Raw genomic sequence first — 14,997 nt, 5'->3', positions numbered from 1 at the left:
CCCTGTGACTGTTGAAAAGGATGAAGAATGAAACCAACTTACGCGCTGGCATTGGCCACGCTGCTCGCCTGCGTGCCGCTCACGCGTGCAGGCGCGGCGGCGCCTGCCGCTACTGCCGCTCCTGCTGCGCCGACCGCCTCGGTACCTGTGACGGCGCCCGATGCGGCCCGGGTACAGGCCGTGCAAGCCATGCTCGCTGCCATGCAGTCGGAAAAGATGATGCGCTCGGTGGCCGGTGCGAGCCGCTATGCGAATGAAGAGCAGCGCGCCAGCGTGTTCGCCAAGCTCGACAAGGTGCCGCCGCAGCAGATTTATCAGCGTCTGGCAACGCCAGTGGCGCGCGTGATCGGGGTGGAGACGGCCAATGAATTGACGGCATTTTATGCCTCGGATTACGGCAAGCGCTTGTTGCAGCAGACCTATAACAGCCGGGCCAGCATGTTCCCGCCGGAACCGCCGGTACCGAATGCGGCCGAGAAGAAGATGCTCAAGCGGCCCGCGCTGGTGCAGGCGCGCAAGGAGCTGGCAGGCGCCGATGCGACGATCCGGCATGAGGCGTTTGTGTTGTTGCAGGCGATTATTAAGAAGTAACTGGGCGGGTGCCCAAAACTGCAGCCTCGTCGTTCCTGGCATTGCCAGAAACGACTTCCCGCGCCAAGGCGGCATTCGGCTGGAACCCAAGTGTTGCCGTCGTTCCCGCGCCAAGGCGGCACTCGGCGGGAACCCAAGTTCGTTCAGTAGCAGACGGCTCGGCAAAATTGGGTTCCCGCCTGCGCGGGAACGACGGTTTTAAGGTTGGAGGTCTGACCCCGGTTTGCCCCGGTTAGCCGGCGTCGGCCTTGCTCCCCGCGGGAAAGTCGATCCGCACGCTCAGGCCGCCCAGTTTGGCCGATTCGCCCAGGCTCAGCTTGCCCCCGTGGCGCTCGGCAATCGCCTTGATGATCGCCAGCCCCAGCCCGCTGCCGCTGGCCTCGCTGCCGGCGATGCGGTAAAAACGGTTGAACACCCGCTCCCTTTCCTCGGCCGGAATGCCCGGTCCACTGTCTTCCACCACCAGGCTGGCCAGCTTGCCCTCGCCGCTCACGCTGAGATCGACCGTGCCGCCGGCCGGCGTATATTTCAAGGCGTTATCGACCAAGTTGCGCAGCATGATCATGAGCGCATCCGGCTGGCCCGCCACCTGCACCGCATCGGCGCGCGTGAGCCCCAGGTCGATGCCGCGCGTCTGCGCCGCGCCCGCCAGGTCCGACAGCGCGCGCCGGGCCAGCTCGGCCAGGTCGACCGGCTGCGTCTTGACCCCGCTGGCAGCGCTCGCTTCCTGGCGCGCCAGCACCAGCAATTGCTCGACCAGCCGGGTGGCCCGCTCGATGCCGGCCGTCAAGCGTCCGATGGCCACCCCGCGCGCTTCCGGACTGTCGGCCCGCTCCAGGCTCAGCGCCTGCAGTTTCAGCGCTTGCAGCGGCGTGCGCAGTTCGTGCGCGGCGTCGGCCACGAAATGCTGCTGGGCGTCGAACGCGGTTTTCACGCGCCCGAACAAGAGGTTCAATTCCTGCACCAGCGGCAATACTTCGTCCGGCAGATCGGCTTCGGACACGGGCGAGAGATCGTCGGCCTGGCGCGCCGCCACCTGGGCGCGCACGCGCGCCACCGGTTGCAGCGAGCCGCTCACCACCCACCACACGACCAGCATCAGGATCGGCATCATCACCGCAATCGGCCCGACCGTGCGCAGCGCCAGGTTGCCGGCCATGTTGCGCCGCACCGCCATGTCCTGGGCGATCTGCAGGGTCTGGGTACTGGTTTGCACCGAAAACACGCGATAGGTGGTGTTGTTGGCCTTGATGTTGGAAAATCCCAGCACCGCGTGCTGCGGCAGACGCGCGCGCGATACCGTACGGAATACCTGCACCCCGTCCGGGGTCCAGACCTGCACCATCAGATCGTTGTTTTCGGCGTCCGCTTCGACATTGGCCGCCGCTTCGGTATTGGCCAGCGGCGTGCTGGAACGCAGCGATAGCGCCATCTGCTGCATGTGGTAATCGAAAATCTGGTCGGCGTCGGACAGGGCCGTGCGGTACGCGATCGAGGCTTGGGCAACGGCGGCAATACTGATGGCCGCGAGCAAAAACCACAACAGGCGACCGCGCAGCGAGTGCGCCAGATTCATAGCTTGGGCACCATGTAGCCGACCCCGCGCACGTTCTGGATCAGTTCGCTGCCTAGCTTCTTGCGCAAGCCATGGATGTAGACTTCCACCGCATTGCTGCTCACTTCATCGCGCCAGCTGTACAGCTTTTCTTCCAACTGGGCGCGCGAAAGCACCACCCCGGGACGGGCGATCAGCGCTTCGAGCACCGCCCATTCGCGCGCCGACAGGGTCACGGCGGCGCCGTCGACCAGCACTTCGCGGGTGGCGGGGTTGATGCTGATGGCATTGTATTCAAAGATCGGTTCGCCGCGCCCGGCGGCACGGCGCAGCAAGGCGCGGATGCGCGCCAGCAGCTCGTCGAGGTCGTAGGGTTTGAGCACGTAGTCGTCGGCCCCGGCGTCGAGGCCGGCAATGCGCTGTTCAACCGCGTCGCGCGCGGTCGCCACCAGTACCGGGGTGCGGTCCTTGCGCGAGCGCATGGAGCGCAGCACTTCCAGGCCATCCTTGCGCGGCAGCCCCAAATCGAGCAGGACCAGGTCGTAGCTTTGCGACTGGCGCAAGGCCGTGTCGGCCATTTCGCCATCCTTGACCCAGTCCACCGCGTAGTGCTCGGCCCTGAGCAGGTCGAGCACCACTTCGCCGATCATCGTATCGTCTTCCACCAGCAGCAGCCGCATCACTTCCTTCTTTCTCGAACCGGCGGGCGGAACAGGGCACGATTACCCGATCCGCACCGGAATGAAGATTCTGTCATTACCGCGCTGAATCAGCAAGGCCACCGACTTGCTGGCCTTGCCCACCACATCGCGCACCTGCTCGACCGAATTGACGGTACGGCCATTGACGGACAGTAAAACATCGCCCGGCTGCACCCCGGCATTGGAGGCGGCGCCGCCCGCATCCTCGATCACCAGGCCCGACGCGATGCCGGACTGGCGCTTCTCGTTGGGGTCGAGCGGACGCAGGGCCAGGCCAAGTTTCGCGCTCTGGTCGGCGCCGGCGGCCGGTTCGTGATCGTCTTGCGCAATCTTGTCGCTGGCATTGGCCAGGCGCGCATCGATGCGCACGATCTTGCCGTCGCGCCAGACGTCGAGGCTGACCTTGTCGCCAGGCTGGGCCACGCTGAGCATGGCTGGCAAGTCGCCCGAGGCAATGATCGGCTGGCCGTTCAGCTTGCGGATGATATCGCCCGACTTGAGGCCCGCCTTGTCGGCCGCGCCGCCTTTTTCCACGTTCGACACCAGCGCGCCTTCGGGCGAGTCGAGCTTGAAGGAATCTGCGAAGCCCTGGTTCACTTCCTGGATCGCTATGCCGAGCTTGGCATGCTGCACCTTGCCGGTGGAAACGATCTGGTCCTTGATGCGGTACGCCACATCGATCGGAATGGCGAACGACAAGCCCATGTAGCCGCCGGTCTGGCTGTAGATCTGCGAATTGATGCCGACCACTTCACCCTTGGTGTTGAACAGGGGGCCGCCCGAGTTGCCGGGGTTGACCGCCACGTCGGTCTGGATGAAAGGCACATAGCTATCGTCGGGCAGCGAGCGGCCCTTGGCGCTGACCACGCCGGCCGTGACCGAGCTGTCCAGGCCGAACGGCGAACCGATCGCCAGCACCCACTCACCGACCTTGAGATCGCTTGATTTACCGATTGGCACGACCGGCAGGTTCTTGGCGTCAATCTTGAGCACCGCCACATCGGTCTTGGGGTCCGAGCCGAGCACCTTGGCGCGGTATTCGCGCCGGTCCTGCAGCTTGACCGTGACTTCCTTGGCGTCGCGCACCACGTGCGCGTTGGTCAGGATGACACCGTCCGGGCTGATAATGAACCCGGAACCGGCGCCAAAAACGGGCGTGTCGCGTTGTTGTCCACGGGGCATCTGCGGCCCCTGGAAGCGACGGAAAAATTCGAAAAACGGGTCGTTCTCGTCAAACTGCGGCGGAACGCGGCCGCGCTGCTGGCCCATGGCCGTCTTGGTGCTGCCCATCACGCGGATGTTGACAACGGCCGGGCCGTTGCGCGAGACCAGCGCGGTGAAATCGGGCAGCACGACGCCGGCCGCGACCGGCGCGGGAGCGCCTGCATTGACGGGCGTGGCCGGCGCGGCGGACGCAGCCGGTGCTGCCGAAGCGACAAGCGGCGCGGCAGGCGCGACGGCGGCGGCCGACGCGACTGCGTTGTTATGGTTGACCGCGATCGCACCAACCGCTCCCCCAATGGCGCCGGCGGCGGCAAGGGCAAGCGTGAGACGCTTAGCGGTGATGACAGTGATGGCACCTTCGTTATGCATGGACGTACTCCTGGTTTGAAAGGATATGTTCAGTAACTGTGGTCAATGAGGCTTGTTGTTGTTTGCTAATTCGTTTGCTGCTTCGCTTACTGCTTCGTACTAAATGCTTTCTTGTGACCACCTGATACCTGGTCGATGATGTAATGATGCGGCAGCAGACTTAGGGTTGTCTTAATTTCACCTCGCGTGCGGCACGTCGTTTGCACATCGTTTCCGACAGTGGAGACGGCCCGACCGCACGTGGAACGGGGCGCCCCTTGCTGCGGGCGCCCCGGTGTCACTTAGCTCAGCTCGCTAAAAGCCGGGCTGAGCCTGGTCAGGCCGCCTGGCGCTGCTCCAGCACCTGCACATTGTCGCCACCGTCGATGACGATCTTGCGCGGCTTGAGGGCCTCGGGCACTTCGCGCACCAGTTCGATCGTCAGCATGCCGTTGTCGAACGATGCGGTGGTGACCTTGACGTGGTTCGCCAGCTGGAAGCGCTGCTCGAAATCACGTGCCGCGATGCCGCGGTGCAGGTAGGTGCGCTGCGTGTCCTCTTTCTGCTTGCGGCCGGTGATCTGCAGGCTTTCGCGCTCGGTGATGATCTCGACTTCCGAGCGGTCGAAGCCAGCCAGTGCCATCACAATCCGGTACTTGTCTTCGCTCACCAGTTCGATGTTGTACGGTGGATAGCTGGGCTGCGCGTCAGCGCGCTGCGATTCCAGCATGTTGGCCAGACGGTCGAAGCCGATAGCGGAACGATAGAGAGGAGTCAGGTCGAATGTACGCATGATAAATATCCTTTTAGAAGTTAAGCGATAAGTTGACGGACCTCCATGGAGCATCCGTTGAATCCAATCTAATGGCGCCGGCAAGGGTTTTCAAGGCCTTGAAAAATACGATTTTTTGCCCAATGCACCAAAAAATATTTTGAAAATATGGGCTTGCGGCAAAAACGATTCAGCCTTCGGCCGCTGACCGTGCCCAACGCTGACAGGAAGCGGCAAGCGCCACGGTGACAACGGTTGCTGATGCAGGCGGTGCGGCGGATGCGGCTGCGGCTGCGGGTGCGGCTGCGGATGCGGCAAGGTTACGGCACGAGGAAGCGCACCGGAATCGCCATCGCCCGTGCGAGGATGGTGCGGCGCATCAGGCAGCGCGGCAGTGGGCGCCAGGCCGCGTCAGTCGAAGGCGCAGTCTTCAGCCATCTTGTCGGCAGCGCGGCGGTGGCGCTCGGCGCGCCGTTCGTACTGCTGCGCCGCCTGGACGTTCACGTGCTCCACCACCGCCAGCGCGCTGCGCAATGCGTCCGACATGCAGCGCGCCGCGGCGGCCATGCTGTCGGCGGGCGTGGCCGGTTGCGGCTGTCCCTGGCGCGCTGCGCGCTCGATGCGGGCCCGCAACACCGAGGCGCGCAGCCAGCCCGCATCGCCCGGGCGGCGCACGACCAGTTCGCGCCACGCATTGCGCCCATCCCCGGCAATGGCAAGCGTCAAGCCGCGCGGCGAGACGCTGCGGCCGCGGTGCATGATGGTGTCACCAACCACCTCGGCGTATTCGGTGCGCCCTTCAACACTCATGCGGATCTTGGTTGTATCCGGCAGGAACAAGCACTTCCACTGATACCCTTTTGCGGTACCGTCGGCCATGGTGCGCGACGCGCGTGCCGTCTCGGCCGCCAGCCAGGCATCGATGGCCATGCCCAAGGCCTCATCGACGGAAACGTTGCTGCCGGTGGCATGCAAATAGGCAACCAAACGTGCCAGCGTTGTGTCTTTTACCGGCGCGCCCCCTACGGCAAATGTTCTCGTTTGACTGTCCATTTCTGTCTCGTTTTGTCTTATTTTGTCTTATTTGGACAGCGCCGGGGCGTGTTCGTTCAAACCAGACAAAATAAGACAAAATAAGACAAAACCAGACAGCGAAACGAGACGGTTTGCCGTAGGGGGAGCGCCATGAATAGGGACAACTTCCCGCCGTATTCATAACGATTTGCAACTCGCAGCGGCCACCCGCGCGGCATCGGAATGCCGCGGTGGGAATGTCATTTGTTTTACCGGCGGACGCGGCAAGTACCGGTGACGCAAGGCTTTCGGTAAAATCAGGTTCGCCTGCGAATACCCGCAGAAATTGCTGATCTTTATCGTATTGACGCTCCCATGCCCCTTCCGTTTCGCCGCTTCCTGCCATCCCCCATTCCTGCCGCCTGCGCGCTGGCCCTGCTGGGCACGCTGGCCCTGCCGGCTAGCGCCGCCGTGCCCGCCCCGCGCGACCTGCCCTACCCCGGCACCATCGTGCTCAAGGTCGACGCCACCAATGTCGGACAGCAGATTTTCCGCATCCGCGCCACCATTCCGGCCGCGCCGGGTCCGCTGACCCTGCTGTATCCGCAATGGGTCCCGGGCAATCATGGCCCCAGCGGACCGCTGAACCAGCTTGCTGGTCTGCGCCTGTCGGCCGACGGCAAGCCACTGGCATGGACGCGCGATCCGGTCCAGGTGCATGCCTTCCATCTGACCGTGCCGGAGGGCGCCACCGCGGTCGAGGCCGAATACCAGTTCCTGTCGCCGGTCGAGCCGGCCCAGGGCCGCATCACGATGACCAGCGAGATTCTCGGCGTGCAATGGCAAGCCATGACCCTGTATCCGGCCGGCTACTTCAGCCGCCGCATTCCCGTGCAAGCCTCGCTCAAGCTGCCCGATGGCTGGCAGTACGGCACCGCGCTCGAAACCGCCGCGCGCCGCGGCAACGACATCAGCTTCAAGCCGCTGGACCTGGAAACGCTGATCGATTCGCCCGTGTTCGCGGGCCGCCACTTCCGCCGCATCGACCTCGATCCCGGCGCGGCCGTACCGGTGCACCTGAACATCGTGGCCGACAATCCGGAGAGCCTGGAGGCCAAGCCGGAACAGATCGCCGCGCACCGCGCGCTGGTGAAGGAGGCCGCCAAGCTGTTCGCATCCCACCATTACAAACATTACGATTTCCTGTTTGCGCTGTCGGACGAATTCGGCGGCATCGGACGCGAGCACCACCAGTCCAGCGAAAACGGGGTCAAGCCCGGCTACTTCACCGACTGGGCCAAGAGCGAGGCGGGACGCGACCTGCTGCCGCACGAGTACACCCACTCCTGGAACGGCAAGTTCCGCCGTCCGGCCGATCAGGATGTGCCGAATTTCAACGTGCCACTGCAGAACAGCCTGCTGTGGGTGTACGAAGGCCAGACCCAGTACTGGGGCAATGTGCTGGCGGCGCGCTCGGGACTGGTATCGGCCGCCGGCATCCGCGATACCATCGCCGCCTACGCCGCGCGCTACGACCGCGTGCAGGGCCGCGCCTGGCGCACCTTGCAGGACACCGTCAACGACCCGATCGTGCAGGCGCGCCGCGCGCTGGGCTGGAGCAACTGGCAGCGCAGCGAAGATTATTACGTCGAAGGCATGCTGATCTGGCTCGACGTCGATACCCGCATCCGCGAACTGTCCGGCGAGCAGCGTTCGCTGGACGATTTCGCGCGCGTCTTTTACGGCGTCGACAATGGCAGCGTCGGCCCCGCCTATTACCAGTTCGACGACGTGGTGCGCACCCTGGCATCGGTGCAGGCGTTCGACTGGGCGCCCTTCCTGCGCGCCAAGCTCGACAGCAATGCCGCGGGCGCCCCGCTCGACGGCCTGGCCCGCGCCGGCTGGAAGCTGGTCTATACCGACACCCCCACCGAGATCATCAAGGGCCAGGAAGAGCGCAACAAGATGACCGACTTCAGCTATTCGCTTGGCTTTTCCGTCAAACACGATGGCGCGATCGATGGGATCGAATGGGATGGCGTCGGTTTCCGCGCCGGGCTGTCGGGCAATAGCACCATCGTGGCCGTCAACAACCGCGCCTACAAGCCGGAAGTGCTGAAAGCGGCAGTGAAGGCCGCGCGCGACGGCAAGTCTCCGCTCAACTTGCTTGTCAGGAAAGGCAGCAATTTCCGCACCGTGGCGCTCGATTATCAGGGCGGCTTGCGCTATCCGCGCCTGGAACGCATTCCCGGCAGCAAGGATCGGCTCGACACCATCCTGCAGCCGCGGCGCTGAGCTGGCGCCGAAGCACGCGAAAACCACACTCCGGCGGGCCGGCGCGAGATTGTTTGCGGCATTGCTGTCAACGCCGGCCGACACTGGTATATTCTGAAGCATTGCCGTCGAGCACGGCTTCCTGAAGCCGTCCCAATGAGCACGAGCATCGAGGTAGCGCAGGGCCAGGCGCAGGCAATCGCGCAACTGTCGGAGGAAAACGCCTTTCTGCGCGAGGAGCTGCGGCGCGTGCGCGAAGCGGAGCGCACCTTGGACGCGCTGCTCGACAATGCGCCGGTGCTGATCTCGGCCAAGGCGCTCGACGGCACGATTCTCATGGCCAGCCGCCACTTCGAGATCCTGGACGGCTACGATGCGGCCGCCTTCGTGGGCCGCAAGGTGTTCGACCTTTTCCCGCCGGACATTGCCGAGCAGCTGTGGCGCAACGACCAGCGCGCCGCCACAGAACGGCGCGCCATCCACGAAGAAGAAACCGTGTACCACCGCGACCAGTCCCTGCACACCTATGCCACGGTCAAGTTTCCCCTGTTCGACGATGACGGCGCCGTGATTGCCACCTGCGCGGTGTCGACCGACATCACCGACGTGCGGACGGCCCAGGCCGACAGCCTGACCGACGAATTGACGGGGCTCAAGAACCGGCGTTATTTCAATATGCGTTTCGTGGAAGAGCAGCGGCGCGCGCAGCGCGACCAACGCCTGCTGACCTTGCTGCTGGCCGATGTCGACCGTTTTAAGGGTTACAACGACACGCACGGCCATCCGCAGGGCGACGTGGTGCTGGGCGCCGTGGCGCAGGCGATCCGGCGCACCCTGAACCGGCCGGGCGACCTGGGTTTCCGCCTTGGCGGCGATGAATTCGCCTGCCTGTTTACCGCCAATAGCGAAGAGGAAAGCGTGGAGCTGGCCGAGCGCATCCGCGCGGCGCTGGCAGCCGAGGCCATCCCCCACCTGGCCAACGATCCGTATGGCACGGTGACCTTGTCGATCGGGCTGGCATTCCTGTATCCGCACGATGCCGAGGATGCGCTTGCGCAAGGTGCGGCGTACGAACGGGGCGACCAGGCGCTGTACCGGGCCAAGCACAAGGGACGCAATACCGTTTCGCGCTGATGGTGCTATGCTGCGCCCTATGACTACCGATACCGACATCCAGCTGAGCGGCCCGTTCAAGGCCAGTGACAGCACCAGCCGTTCCCACGACGTCAAGGCGATCCGCATTTTCGACGAGGGTTACGGAATTATTGACGTGTACGTGGACTTCGCTGCGCCGATTGACGGTGGGCTGTACAAGGACAAGGTCCTCGTCGGCAACATCATCGACCGCCTGCGCGCGCTGGGCTACGTGGGGCCGAACTTTTCGCACAGCGACCCGGGCCTGCAGGACCGCAAGCTGATCGTGCTCGAAGCCCCTGAAGAATTCAGCGCCTTCGCCAAGCTCAAAGGCTGGAAGAATTTGGCCGAAGAATTCGACGACGAATAAAACGCATCGCCCCCTCCGGAAACGTGTCGCGCCGTTGGAAAAGAGGCGCATTGGCGCATGCCCGTTGATTTCAAAACCGTCCTTCCCGCGCAGGCGGGAATCCAAGGCACTGGTGTCAAGCAGCGGTGCCTTGAATGACGGCCGGGGCGCGCAAGTCCGCGAACCGAATTGCCAGCTCAGCCGACAACGGCATCTATCTCCTCCTCAAGCGCTCACATAGCGCGCACTCCACGCCGCAATCATGCCGGCGACCCACACCGCATCTTCCCTGCGCGTGAGCAAATGATCGGCATCGTCGAGCGATACAAAACTCTTCGGATGCTTGGCCGCCTGGAAAATATGCAGCGCATTATCGATCCCCACGGTACGGTCGTGCGGCGAATGCATGACCATCAGGGTACGCTTGAGCTGGCCCGTGCTGGCGTTCAGATTCTGCTCGGCGGCATCGAGCAAGAACTGGCGCTTGATGGTAAACGGCCGCCCGGCCAGCTGTACCTGCGCCTCGCCCTCGGCTTCGATCACCCCGAGCTTTTCCCCGAACAGCCCGCTGACATGCGACGGATCGCTGGGCGCGCCCACGGTCACGACGGCGCGCACCTCATCGATGCTGGCGGCAGCCGCCAGCACGGCAGCGCCACCGAGGCTGTGTCCGATGAGGATCTCGGGCGCCTTGAGCGCGCCGCGCATGAAAGCGGCGGCAGCCACCAGATCCTGCACATTCGATGAAAAATTGGTATTTGCAAAATCGCCTTCGCTCGCGCCCAGCCCCGTGAAATCGAAGCGCAGCACGGCGATGCCATGCTCGGTCAGGGCCTGGGCGATGCGGCTGGCCGCAAACACGTCCTTGCCGCAGGTAAAACAGTGGGCAAACAGCGCATACGCGCGCACCGGGCCGTCGGGCGCATCGAGACGGGCCGCCAGCTTCTGGCCATCGGCCCCGGGAAACTCCTGTCGTTCGCTGTGCATCCATGCTCCTTGTAATTAATCCAGCGAGCATCTTACTCCGGGGATGGCGGCCGCGCGAGGCTGGCCCACGGCCGGGCGTGATGCCGGGCTGTACGACAAGGGCGCATGCGAGCGCAGGGGGAGCGGCGGTAGGTCAGCGCGCGCTCATCCGATAGATTGGGCACGCATGGCGTTGGCGAAGCGCAGCGCTTCCCGCCACAGGCTGCCCGGGAAAAATCCGGGCGACAGGGCCACTGTCGTCACGGCGGCGCGCCTGGGCAGGCCGCTCGCCGTGAGCAGCTGCGCCGCCTCTGCCATGGCAATGAGTGCATCGGCGTCCTGGACCTCGGAATCGCCATGCGTATCGTAGCGATTGCAAAAAGCGTCGAGATCGATGTCCAGCAAGATATGGCCGTCGAAGGAGTGCGCCACCTCGAGCGCCGCCGCCAGGTTCATGCGGTGGTAGGGAATGCCCGGCCTGGCGCAGTTCTGTTTCTCGACGCGGATGAAGCCGCTGTCGGGCGCGAGGCCGATGGCCAGCGATGCCGCGCCGCGCCCGCCGGCCTGGGCTGGCCCCGGAACGTGCAGCATCGCGTCGATGGCGGCGCTGCCGATCATGGGCGCGATGAAGCCGCCGATGCCGATATAGCCGCGCGTGGCGAAACGGCGCACGGTTTTCGGGTCGTCCAGTGTCATGACATCCGATCCGAGCGGTGCCAGGTATTTCCTTCGGTCCGCATCCGGCAAGAGGCTCGGGCCGTTCAAGTCGTCGTGCGCATCGATGTGGAGCAGCAGCGTCGGCCGCCCGTCGTCCTTGAGCAAGGGAGCGCGGCACCAGGCTTCGAGCGCATGGGTGTGCTCGAGCATGAGGGCGAAGCGCCGGCCGGAGGCCGGGTCATCCTCGATCTGGCGCCAGTTCGCCATCTCGCCCGCTGCGATGCCGAGCTGGTCGAGCGCCGCCCGCGTCAGGTCGGCGTCGGCCGGCGCCCGTGCCACGTGCACCGACACCATCTCGACGAAGAACGTGCGCGCCGTTTCCCCAAGCAATTGCGGTGCGCGGTCGTGAAAAATGCGCGCCAGATCGGCCATGACCGCGCTGGCATCGGCGCCCGCCGCACGCGGCACGGCAACCACCGGTGTGGACGCGTTCATATTGCCTCCCTGTCGGCGCGCGCCAGCAGCGCAAGGCACGCCAGTTCGCGCCGCGTGACCGGCTCGCGCCGTCCATTCACGCCAGCAAGTTCGAGGATGCCCTGCCCCGTATCGTCCTCCAGGCCGACGGCGCCCTCGGCATCGGCCAGGGCGGCATCGTCGCAAGCGGCGAACAGCCAGGCCAGCCTCTCGGCCGCCTCGCCGGCGACGACCCGGACGATGGCCCGGTTCTGTTCGGAAAGATCCGCTTTCCAGCCGTACAATCCCTGGGCGAAGGCGGCCACCCGCACCTCGGCTTGCGCCCTCTGCCCCGCCAGCCAGCCATCCATGCCGGACAAGTGGCCGAGCAAGGTCGTTTGGCCGCGCAGCATCTCATCGCCCCCGCCGTCGCCGATGTACAGCCGCAGTGCTTCGATGGCACTGTCGGCATGCGCCTCGCGGCGATCAGCGCCCAGGCGTTCGAACAGGGCGTCGAGCTCGGCCCGTACCGGCGCCGGCACATACGCGCGGATGCGCTGATAGATGGCACGGTCGTCGTCCACCACCTCTTGCAGATGGCGCAGCCGCGGAAGCTGCTCCGCCATGTTGGCCAGGTACATGAGCAACAGGGCGTCGACCTGGTCCTGCCCGGCGTCAAGCGCGCTGCCGTCGCGCTTGCGCAGGGCGGGATGGTGTGCGGCCACGCTGTCCACCAGCGAGGCCGGGGTCATGCCGCAAAACAGCGCCACCAGCTGCGCCGCAGCCGCGCCCGCCAGGGCCTCCACTTGTGCGGGTTCGACCGTGGCCGTGGCGGCAAACCCTTCTGTTCCATACACGCTGTGCAGCAAGCCCGCCAGGCGCACCTCGAGCGGCGCGCCCCAGCGGTCGAGGATGCGCTCGACGCCCTTGAGGTGATCGAGAAAGCTGCCATCGGAGTGGGGCACCGTCGCGGCGCCCTGCTGCCGCAGGAAAGCCAGTACCTGCTCGCGTTGCGGCATGGCGACGTGCCTCGTCATCGCCGGGCTCGGACGGTCGTCCGCCCAGAACGAAAAGATCACGGTGTAGCGTGCCCAGTCATTGACCCGGGCGACGGCGTGAAATGACCGCTCCGACATCTCGAAGCCGACGGCCCGGTTGTGGGCGGGCTCGATCACCGAATGCAGCGCACCGATATCGTTCCCCGCAAGAAGCAACAATTCACCGCCGCGCTCCGGTTGCCAGCCGCGGTTGAGCTGGACCAGCAAACGATGGGTTTCGCGCTCGCCGAGCGGCTCGTCGGTGTGAATGCCGATGGTTTGGCCGCTCACCAGCTTATGCGCCGTCACGCTGGCCCGGCCGCTCATCTTGCGCTTGAAAGCGCTGGCGTAGCGCGACGTGATCGCCGCCAGCGTTTCCGGGGCGAACAGGATGCGGCACTCTTCCGGCATCGAGGTGGCCGTCAAGTCCAGCTCGTACTGTTCAAAGAAGGACGCGGTATGCAGGCGCCAGCGCGCGCCTGTTTCCATCCATGCCAGCAGGTTCTCCGCCAACCGGTCCGGCAGCGTGCCGTCGCGGAAAAAATGGGGAAACGGGGCGCGCGCCGTCTCGCCCGGGACCAGCCGTTCGGCAAGTTGCGCCGGGCTCATGCTGCTTCTCTGACGGCTTCCAGCGCGCCGGCCGGCGCGACGATCGTCATGTCCGCAAACAGCCGCGCCGACATGTGCGCAAGAATCGCCTTGATATCCTCGCAATAGACGGTCGGGTTGTCGAAGCGCCGGGCGGCCGACCAGCGCTGGCCCACATGCCCGCCGCCGCAGGTCATCCGATGCTGGCAACTCTGGCACGTCTTCGGCAGGGTCAGCGAGGCCTGCAGCACCTCACGCCACAGCGGATCGCTCTGGATGTCCTGCAGGCCGTTGTGAAAGACATCGATGCGGGTGCGCGTGAAACTGTCGCCGGCCGTGCGCAGCACGTCCAGCGGCTCGATGGCGCCGTCGGTCGCCAGCGTGCTCGTTGTGTTCGGCCCGAAGCCGATCGACTCGATCCGGCTTTCTTCTCCCAGCAGGCCGCGCACCAGGGTGTCGAGCAGCCGGATGCGCACGCCGCGGTCGAGCCAGGTATCCCACCACGCATCGAACAGGCCGATGTAAAAGGCGGCGATCGATGCCGGCGTGTCTTCATGGGTCGCATCCGGCACCAGGACGTCGAAATCGCAAGCGCCGAGATCCTCGGCGAAGAAGCGGACCAGTTCGCGCGGGTCCGACGATGGTTCGCACACGCTGAGAAAGCCGGGCTCGACGCCGGCTGCGCGCAGTTGCCTCACGCCCGCGAGAATGGCGTCGAAACTGCCCTGGCCACGAAAGCCGATGCGGCGGCTGTCATTGACGGCGCGCGGCCCGTCCAGGCTGACGGTGACCCCGACATTCCAGCGTTGCAAGAGCGACGCCCAGTGCGCATCGACCAGCACGCCATTGGTGGTCACCGCCAGCTTGAGCTGGCAACCGTGCGCCGCTTCCAGCTCGCGCAGCTTGGCGCACAGCGCTTCGAAGCGTGCCGCACCGAACAGCAAGGGCTCGCCGCCGTGGAACAGGATGAAGAATGTCTTCAGCTGATGCTGGCGGATATGCTCGCCAAGTCGCGTGATAAATGCATCCTCGGCTTCCAGGGTCAGCCGCTTTGGCGCGTCGAGCACGCTTTTATCGCGAAACCAGTAGCAGTAAGTGCAAGCCAGATTGCACCTGGCGGCGAGCTTGACGAGAATGTAGCTTGAGACGACCGATGATGTCGCCGTATCGTTGTTGGACAGGCAGTCGTAGAATGCCTTGAAGCGCTGCTGGGGCGCGTGGGTCACGAACATATCGATGTCTCCCTCTACGGCGAATGCCGCTAAATCAAGCCGCTAAATCAAGCCGCTAAATAATGCCGCTAAATTAAGCTCCGTCATTCCCGCGCAGGCGGG

The 14,997-nt window shown here is 64.9% G+C and carries 13 protein-coding genes; 4 read left to right on the top strand and 9 right to left on the bottom strand.

The features are described from left to right. Window positions 1–27: 27 nt before the first annotated feature. Complete coding sequence (locus tag CR152_RS15385) at window positions 28–591, top strand: hypothetical protein (RefSeq protein WP_099875763.1); 564 nt, start codon at window positions 28–30, stop codon at window positions 589–591. A 232-nt stretch (window positions 592–823) separates the two neighbouring features. Here CR152_RS15385 and CR152_RS15380 read toward each other — a convergent pair whose 3' ends face one another. The 5 genes from CR152_RS15380 to CR152_RS15360 form a co-directional block, all read right to left on the bottom strand. Continuing rightward, complete coding sequence (locus CR152_RS15380; RefSeq protein ID WP_099875761.1) at window positions 824–2,167, bottom strand: ATP-binding protein; 1,344 nt, start codon at window positions 2,165–2,167, stop codon at window positions 824–826. Beyond that, complete coding sequence (locus CR152_RS15375) at window positions 2,164–2,826, bottom strand: response regulator (protein ID WP_099875759.1); 663 nt, start codon at window positions 2,824–2,826, stop codon at window positions 2,164–2,166. The genes CR152_RS15380 and CR152_RS15375 overlap by 4 nt, the downstream gene beginning before the upstream one ends. Before the next feature lie 42 nt (window positions 2,827–2,868). Next, window positions 2,869–4,440 (bottom strand): DegQ family serine endoprotease, encoded by a 1,572-nt coding sequence (locus CR152_RS15370; RefSeq protein WP_099875757.1) that lies wholly within the window; start codon window positions 4,438–4,440, stop codon window positions 2,869–2,871. Window positions 4,441–4,756: 316 nt separating this feature from the next. After that, window positions 4,757–5,212, bottom strand: a complete 456-nt coding sequence (locus CR152_RS15365; RefSeq protein ID WP_099875755.1) for an Hsp20 family protein — start codon at window positions 5,210–5,212, stop codon at window positions 4,757–4,759. Between the two features lie 390 nt (window positions 5,213–5,602). Continuing rightward, window positions 5,603–6,178, bottom strand: a complete 576-nt coding sequence (locus CR152_RS15360; RefSeq protein ID WP_099875753.1) for a hypothetical protein — start codon at window positions 6,176–6,178, stop codon at window positions 5,603–5,605. A gap of 402 nt (window positions 6,179–6,580) precedes the next feature. Here CR152_RS15360 and CR152_RS15355 point away from each other — a divergent pair, with 402 nt between their 5' ends. The 3 genes from CR152_RS15355 (at window position 6,581) to CR152_RS15345 (ending at window position 9,983) form a co-directional block, all read left to right on the top strand. Next, complete coding sequence (locus tag CR152_RS15355) at window positions 6,581–8,500, top strand: M61 family metallopeptidase (RefSeq protein ID WP_099875750.1); 1,920 nt, start codon at window positions 6,581–6,583, stop codon at window positions 8,498–8,500. 135 nt (window positions 8,501–8,635) lie between these two features. Next, complete coding sequence (locus tag CR152_RS15350) at window positions 8,636–9,613, top strand: sensor domain-containing diguanylate cyclase (RefSeq protein ID WP_099875749.1); 978 nt, start codon at window positions 8,636–8,638, stop codon at window positions 9,611–9,613. Window positions 9,614–9,632: 19 nt separating this feature from the next. Further along, window positions 9,633–9,983, top strand: a complete 351-nt coding sequence (locus CR152_RS15345) for a hypothetical protein (protein ID WP_099875747.1) — start codon at window positions 9,633–9,635, stop codon at window positions 9,981–9,983. Window positions 9,984–10,187: 204 nt separating this feature from the next. Here CR152_RS15345 and CR152_RS15340 read toward each other — a convergent pair whose 3' ends face one another. The 4 genes from CR152_RS15340 to CR152_RS15325 all read right to left on the bottom strand — a co-directional run bounded on the left by CR152_RS15340 (window position 10,188) and on the right by CR152_RS15325 (window position 14,895). Then, window positions 10,188–10,949 (bottom strand): alpha/beta hydrolase family protein, encoded by a 762-nt coding sequence (locus tag CR152_RS15340; RefSeq protein ID WP_099875745.1) that lies wholly within the window; start codon window positions 10,947–10,949, stop codon window positions 10,188–10,190. 144 nt (window positions 10,950–11,093) lie between these two features. After that, entirely contained in the window at window positions 11,094–12,080 is a 987-nt protein-coding gene (locus CR152_RS15335; RefSeq protein ID WP_099875743.1) for a hypothetical protein, read from the bottom strand. Further along, window positions 12,077–13,684 (bottom strand): cyclophane-containing peptide 2OG-Fe(II) oxygenase YhhC, encoded by a 1,608-nt coding sequence (gene yhhC, locus CR152_RS15330; protein ID WP_099875742.1) that lies wholly within the window; start codon window positions 13,682–13,684, stop codon window positions 12,077–12,079. The genes CR152_RS15335 and yhhC overlap by 4 nt, the downstream gene beginning before the upstream one ends. Further along, the gene (locus tag CR152_RS15325) at window positions 13,681–14,895 is read right to left on the bottom strand and encodes a radical SAM protein (RefSeq protein ID WP_099875739.1); all 1,215 of its coding nucleotides are present in this window, start codon (window positions 14,893–14,895) and stop codon (window positions 13,681–13,683) included. Before CR152_RS15325 ends, yhhC begins: the two co-directional genes overlap by 4 nt. Window positions 14,896–14,997: the final 102 nt, after the last annotated feature.

The organism is Massilia violaceinigra, assembly GCF_002752675.1.
Lineage (GTDB): Bacteria > Pseudomonadota > Gammaproteobacteria > Burkholderiales > Burkholderiaceae_D > Telluria_A > Telluria_A violaceinigra.
The sequence above is the reverse complement of the archived record's forward strand: the minus strand, read 5'-3'. Positions and strand labels throughout refer to the sequence as shown.

What these genes read in the sequence shown, in the direction of transcription:
- CR152_RS15375 (WP_099875759.1), bottom strand. Translation starts at nt 2,826, where the DNA reads ATGCGGCTGCTGCTGGTGGAAGACGATACGATGATCGGCGAAGTGGTG.
- yhhC (WP_099875742.1), bottom strand. Translation starts at nt 13,684, where the DNA reads ATGAGCCCGGCGCAACTTGCCGAACGGCTGGTCCCGGGCGAGACGGCG.
- CR152_RS15350 (WP_099875749.1), top strand. Translation starts at nt 8,636, where the DNA reads ATGAGCACGAGCATCGAGGTAGCGCAGGGCCAGGCGCAGGCAATCGCG.
- CR152_RS15355 (WP_099875750.1), top strand. Translation starts at nt 6,581, where the DNA reads ATGCCCCTTCCGTTTCGCCGCTTCCTGCCATCCCCCATTCCTGCCGCC.
- CR152_RS15345 (WP_099875747.1), top strand. Translation starts at nt 9,633, where the DNA reads ATGACTACCGATACCGACATCCAGCTGAGCGGCCCGTTCAAGGCCAGT.
- CR152_RS15370 (WP_099875757.1), bottom strand. Translation starts at nt 4,440, where the DNA reads ATGCATAACGAAGGTGCCATCACTGTCATCACCGCTAAGCGTCTCACG.
- CR152_RS15335 (WP_099875743.1), bottom strand. Translation starts at nt 12,080, where the DNA reads ATGAACGCGTCCACACCGGTGGTTGCCGTGCCGCGTGCGGCGGGCGCC.
- CR152_RS15340 (WP_099875745.1), bottom strand. Translation starts at nt 10,949, where the DNA reads ATGCACAGCGAACGACAGGAGTTTCCCGGGGCCGATGGCCAGAAGCTG.
- CR152_RS15385 (WP_099875763.1), top strand. Translation starts at nt 28, where the DNA reads ATGAAACCAACTTACGCGCTGGCATTGGCCACGCTGCTCGCCTGCGTG.
- CR152_RS15325 (WP_099875739.1), bottom strand. Translation starts at nt 14,895, where the DNA reads ATGTTCGTGACCCACGCGCCCCAGCAGCGCTTCAAGGCATTCTACGAC.
- CR152_RS15365 (WP_099875755.1), bottom strand. Translation starts at nt 5,212, where the DNA reads ATGCGTACATTCGACCTGACTCCTCTCTATCGTTCCGCTATCGGCTTC.
- CR152_RS15380 (WP_099875761.1), bottom strand. Translation starts at nt 2,167, where the DNA reads ATGAATCTGGCGCACTCGCTGCGCGGTCGCCTGTTGTGGTTTTTGCTC.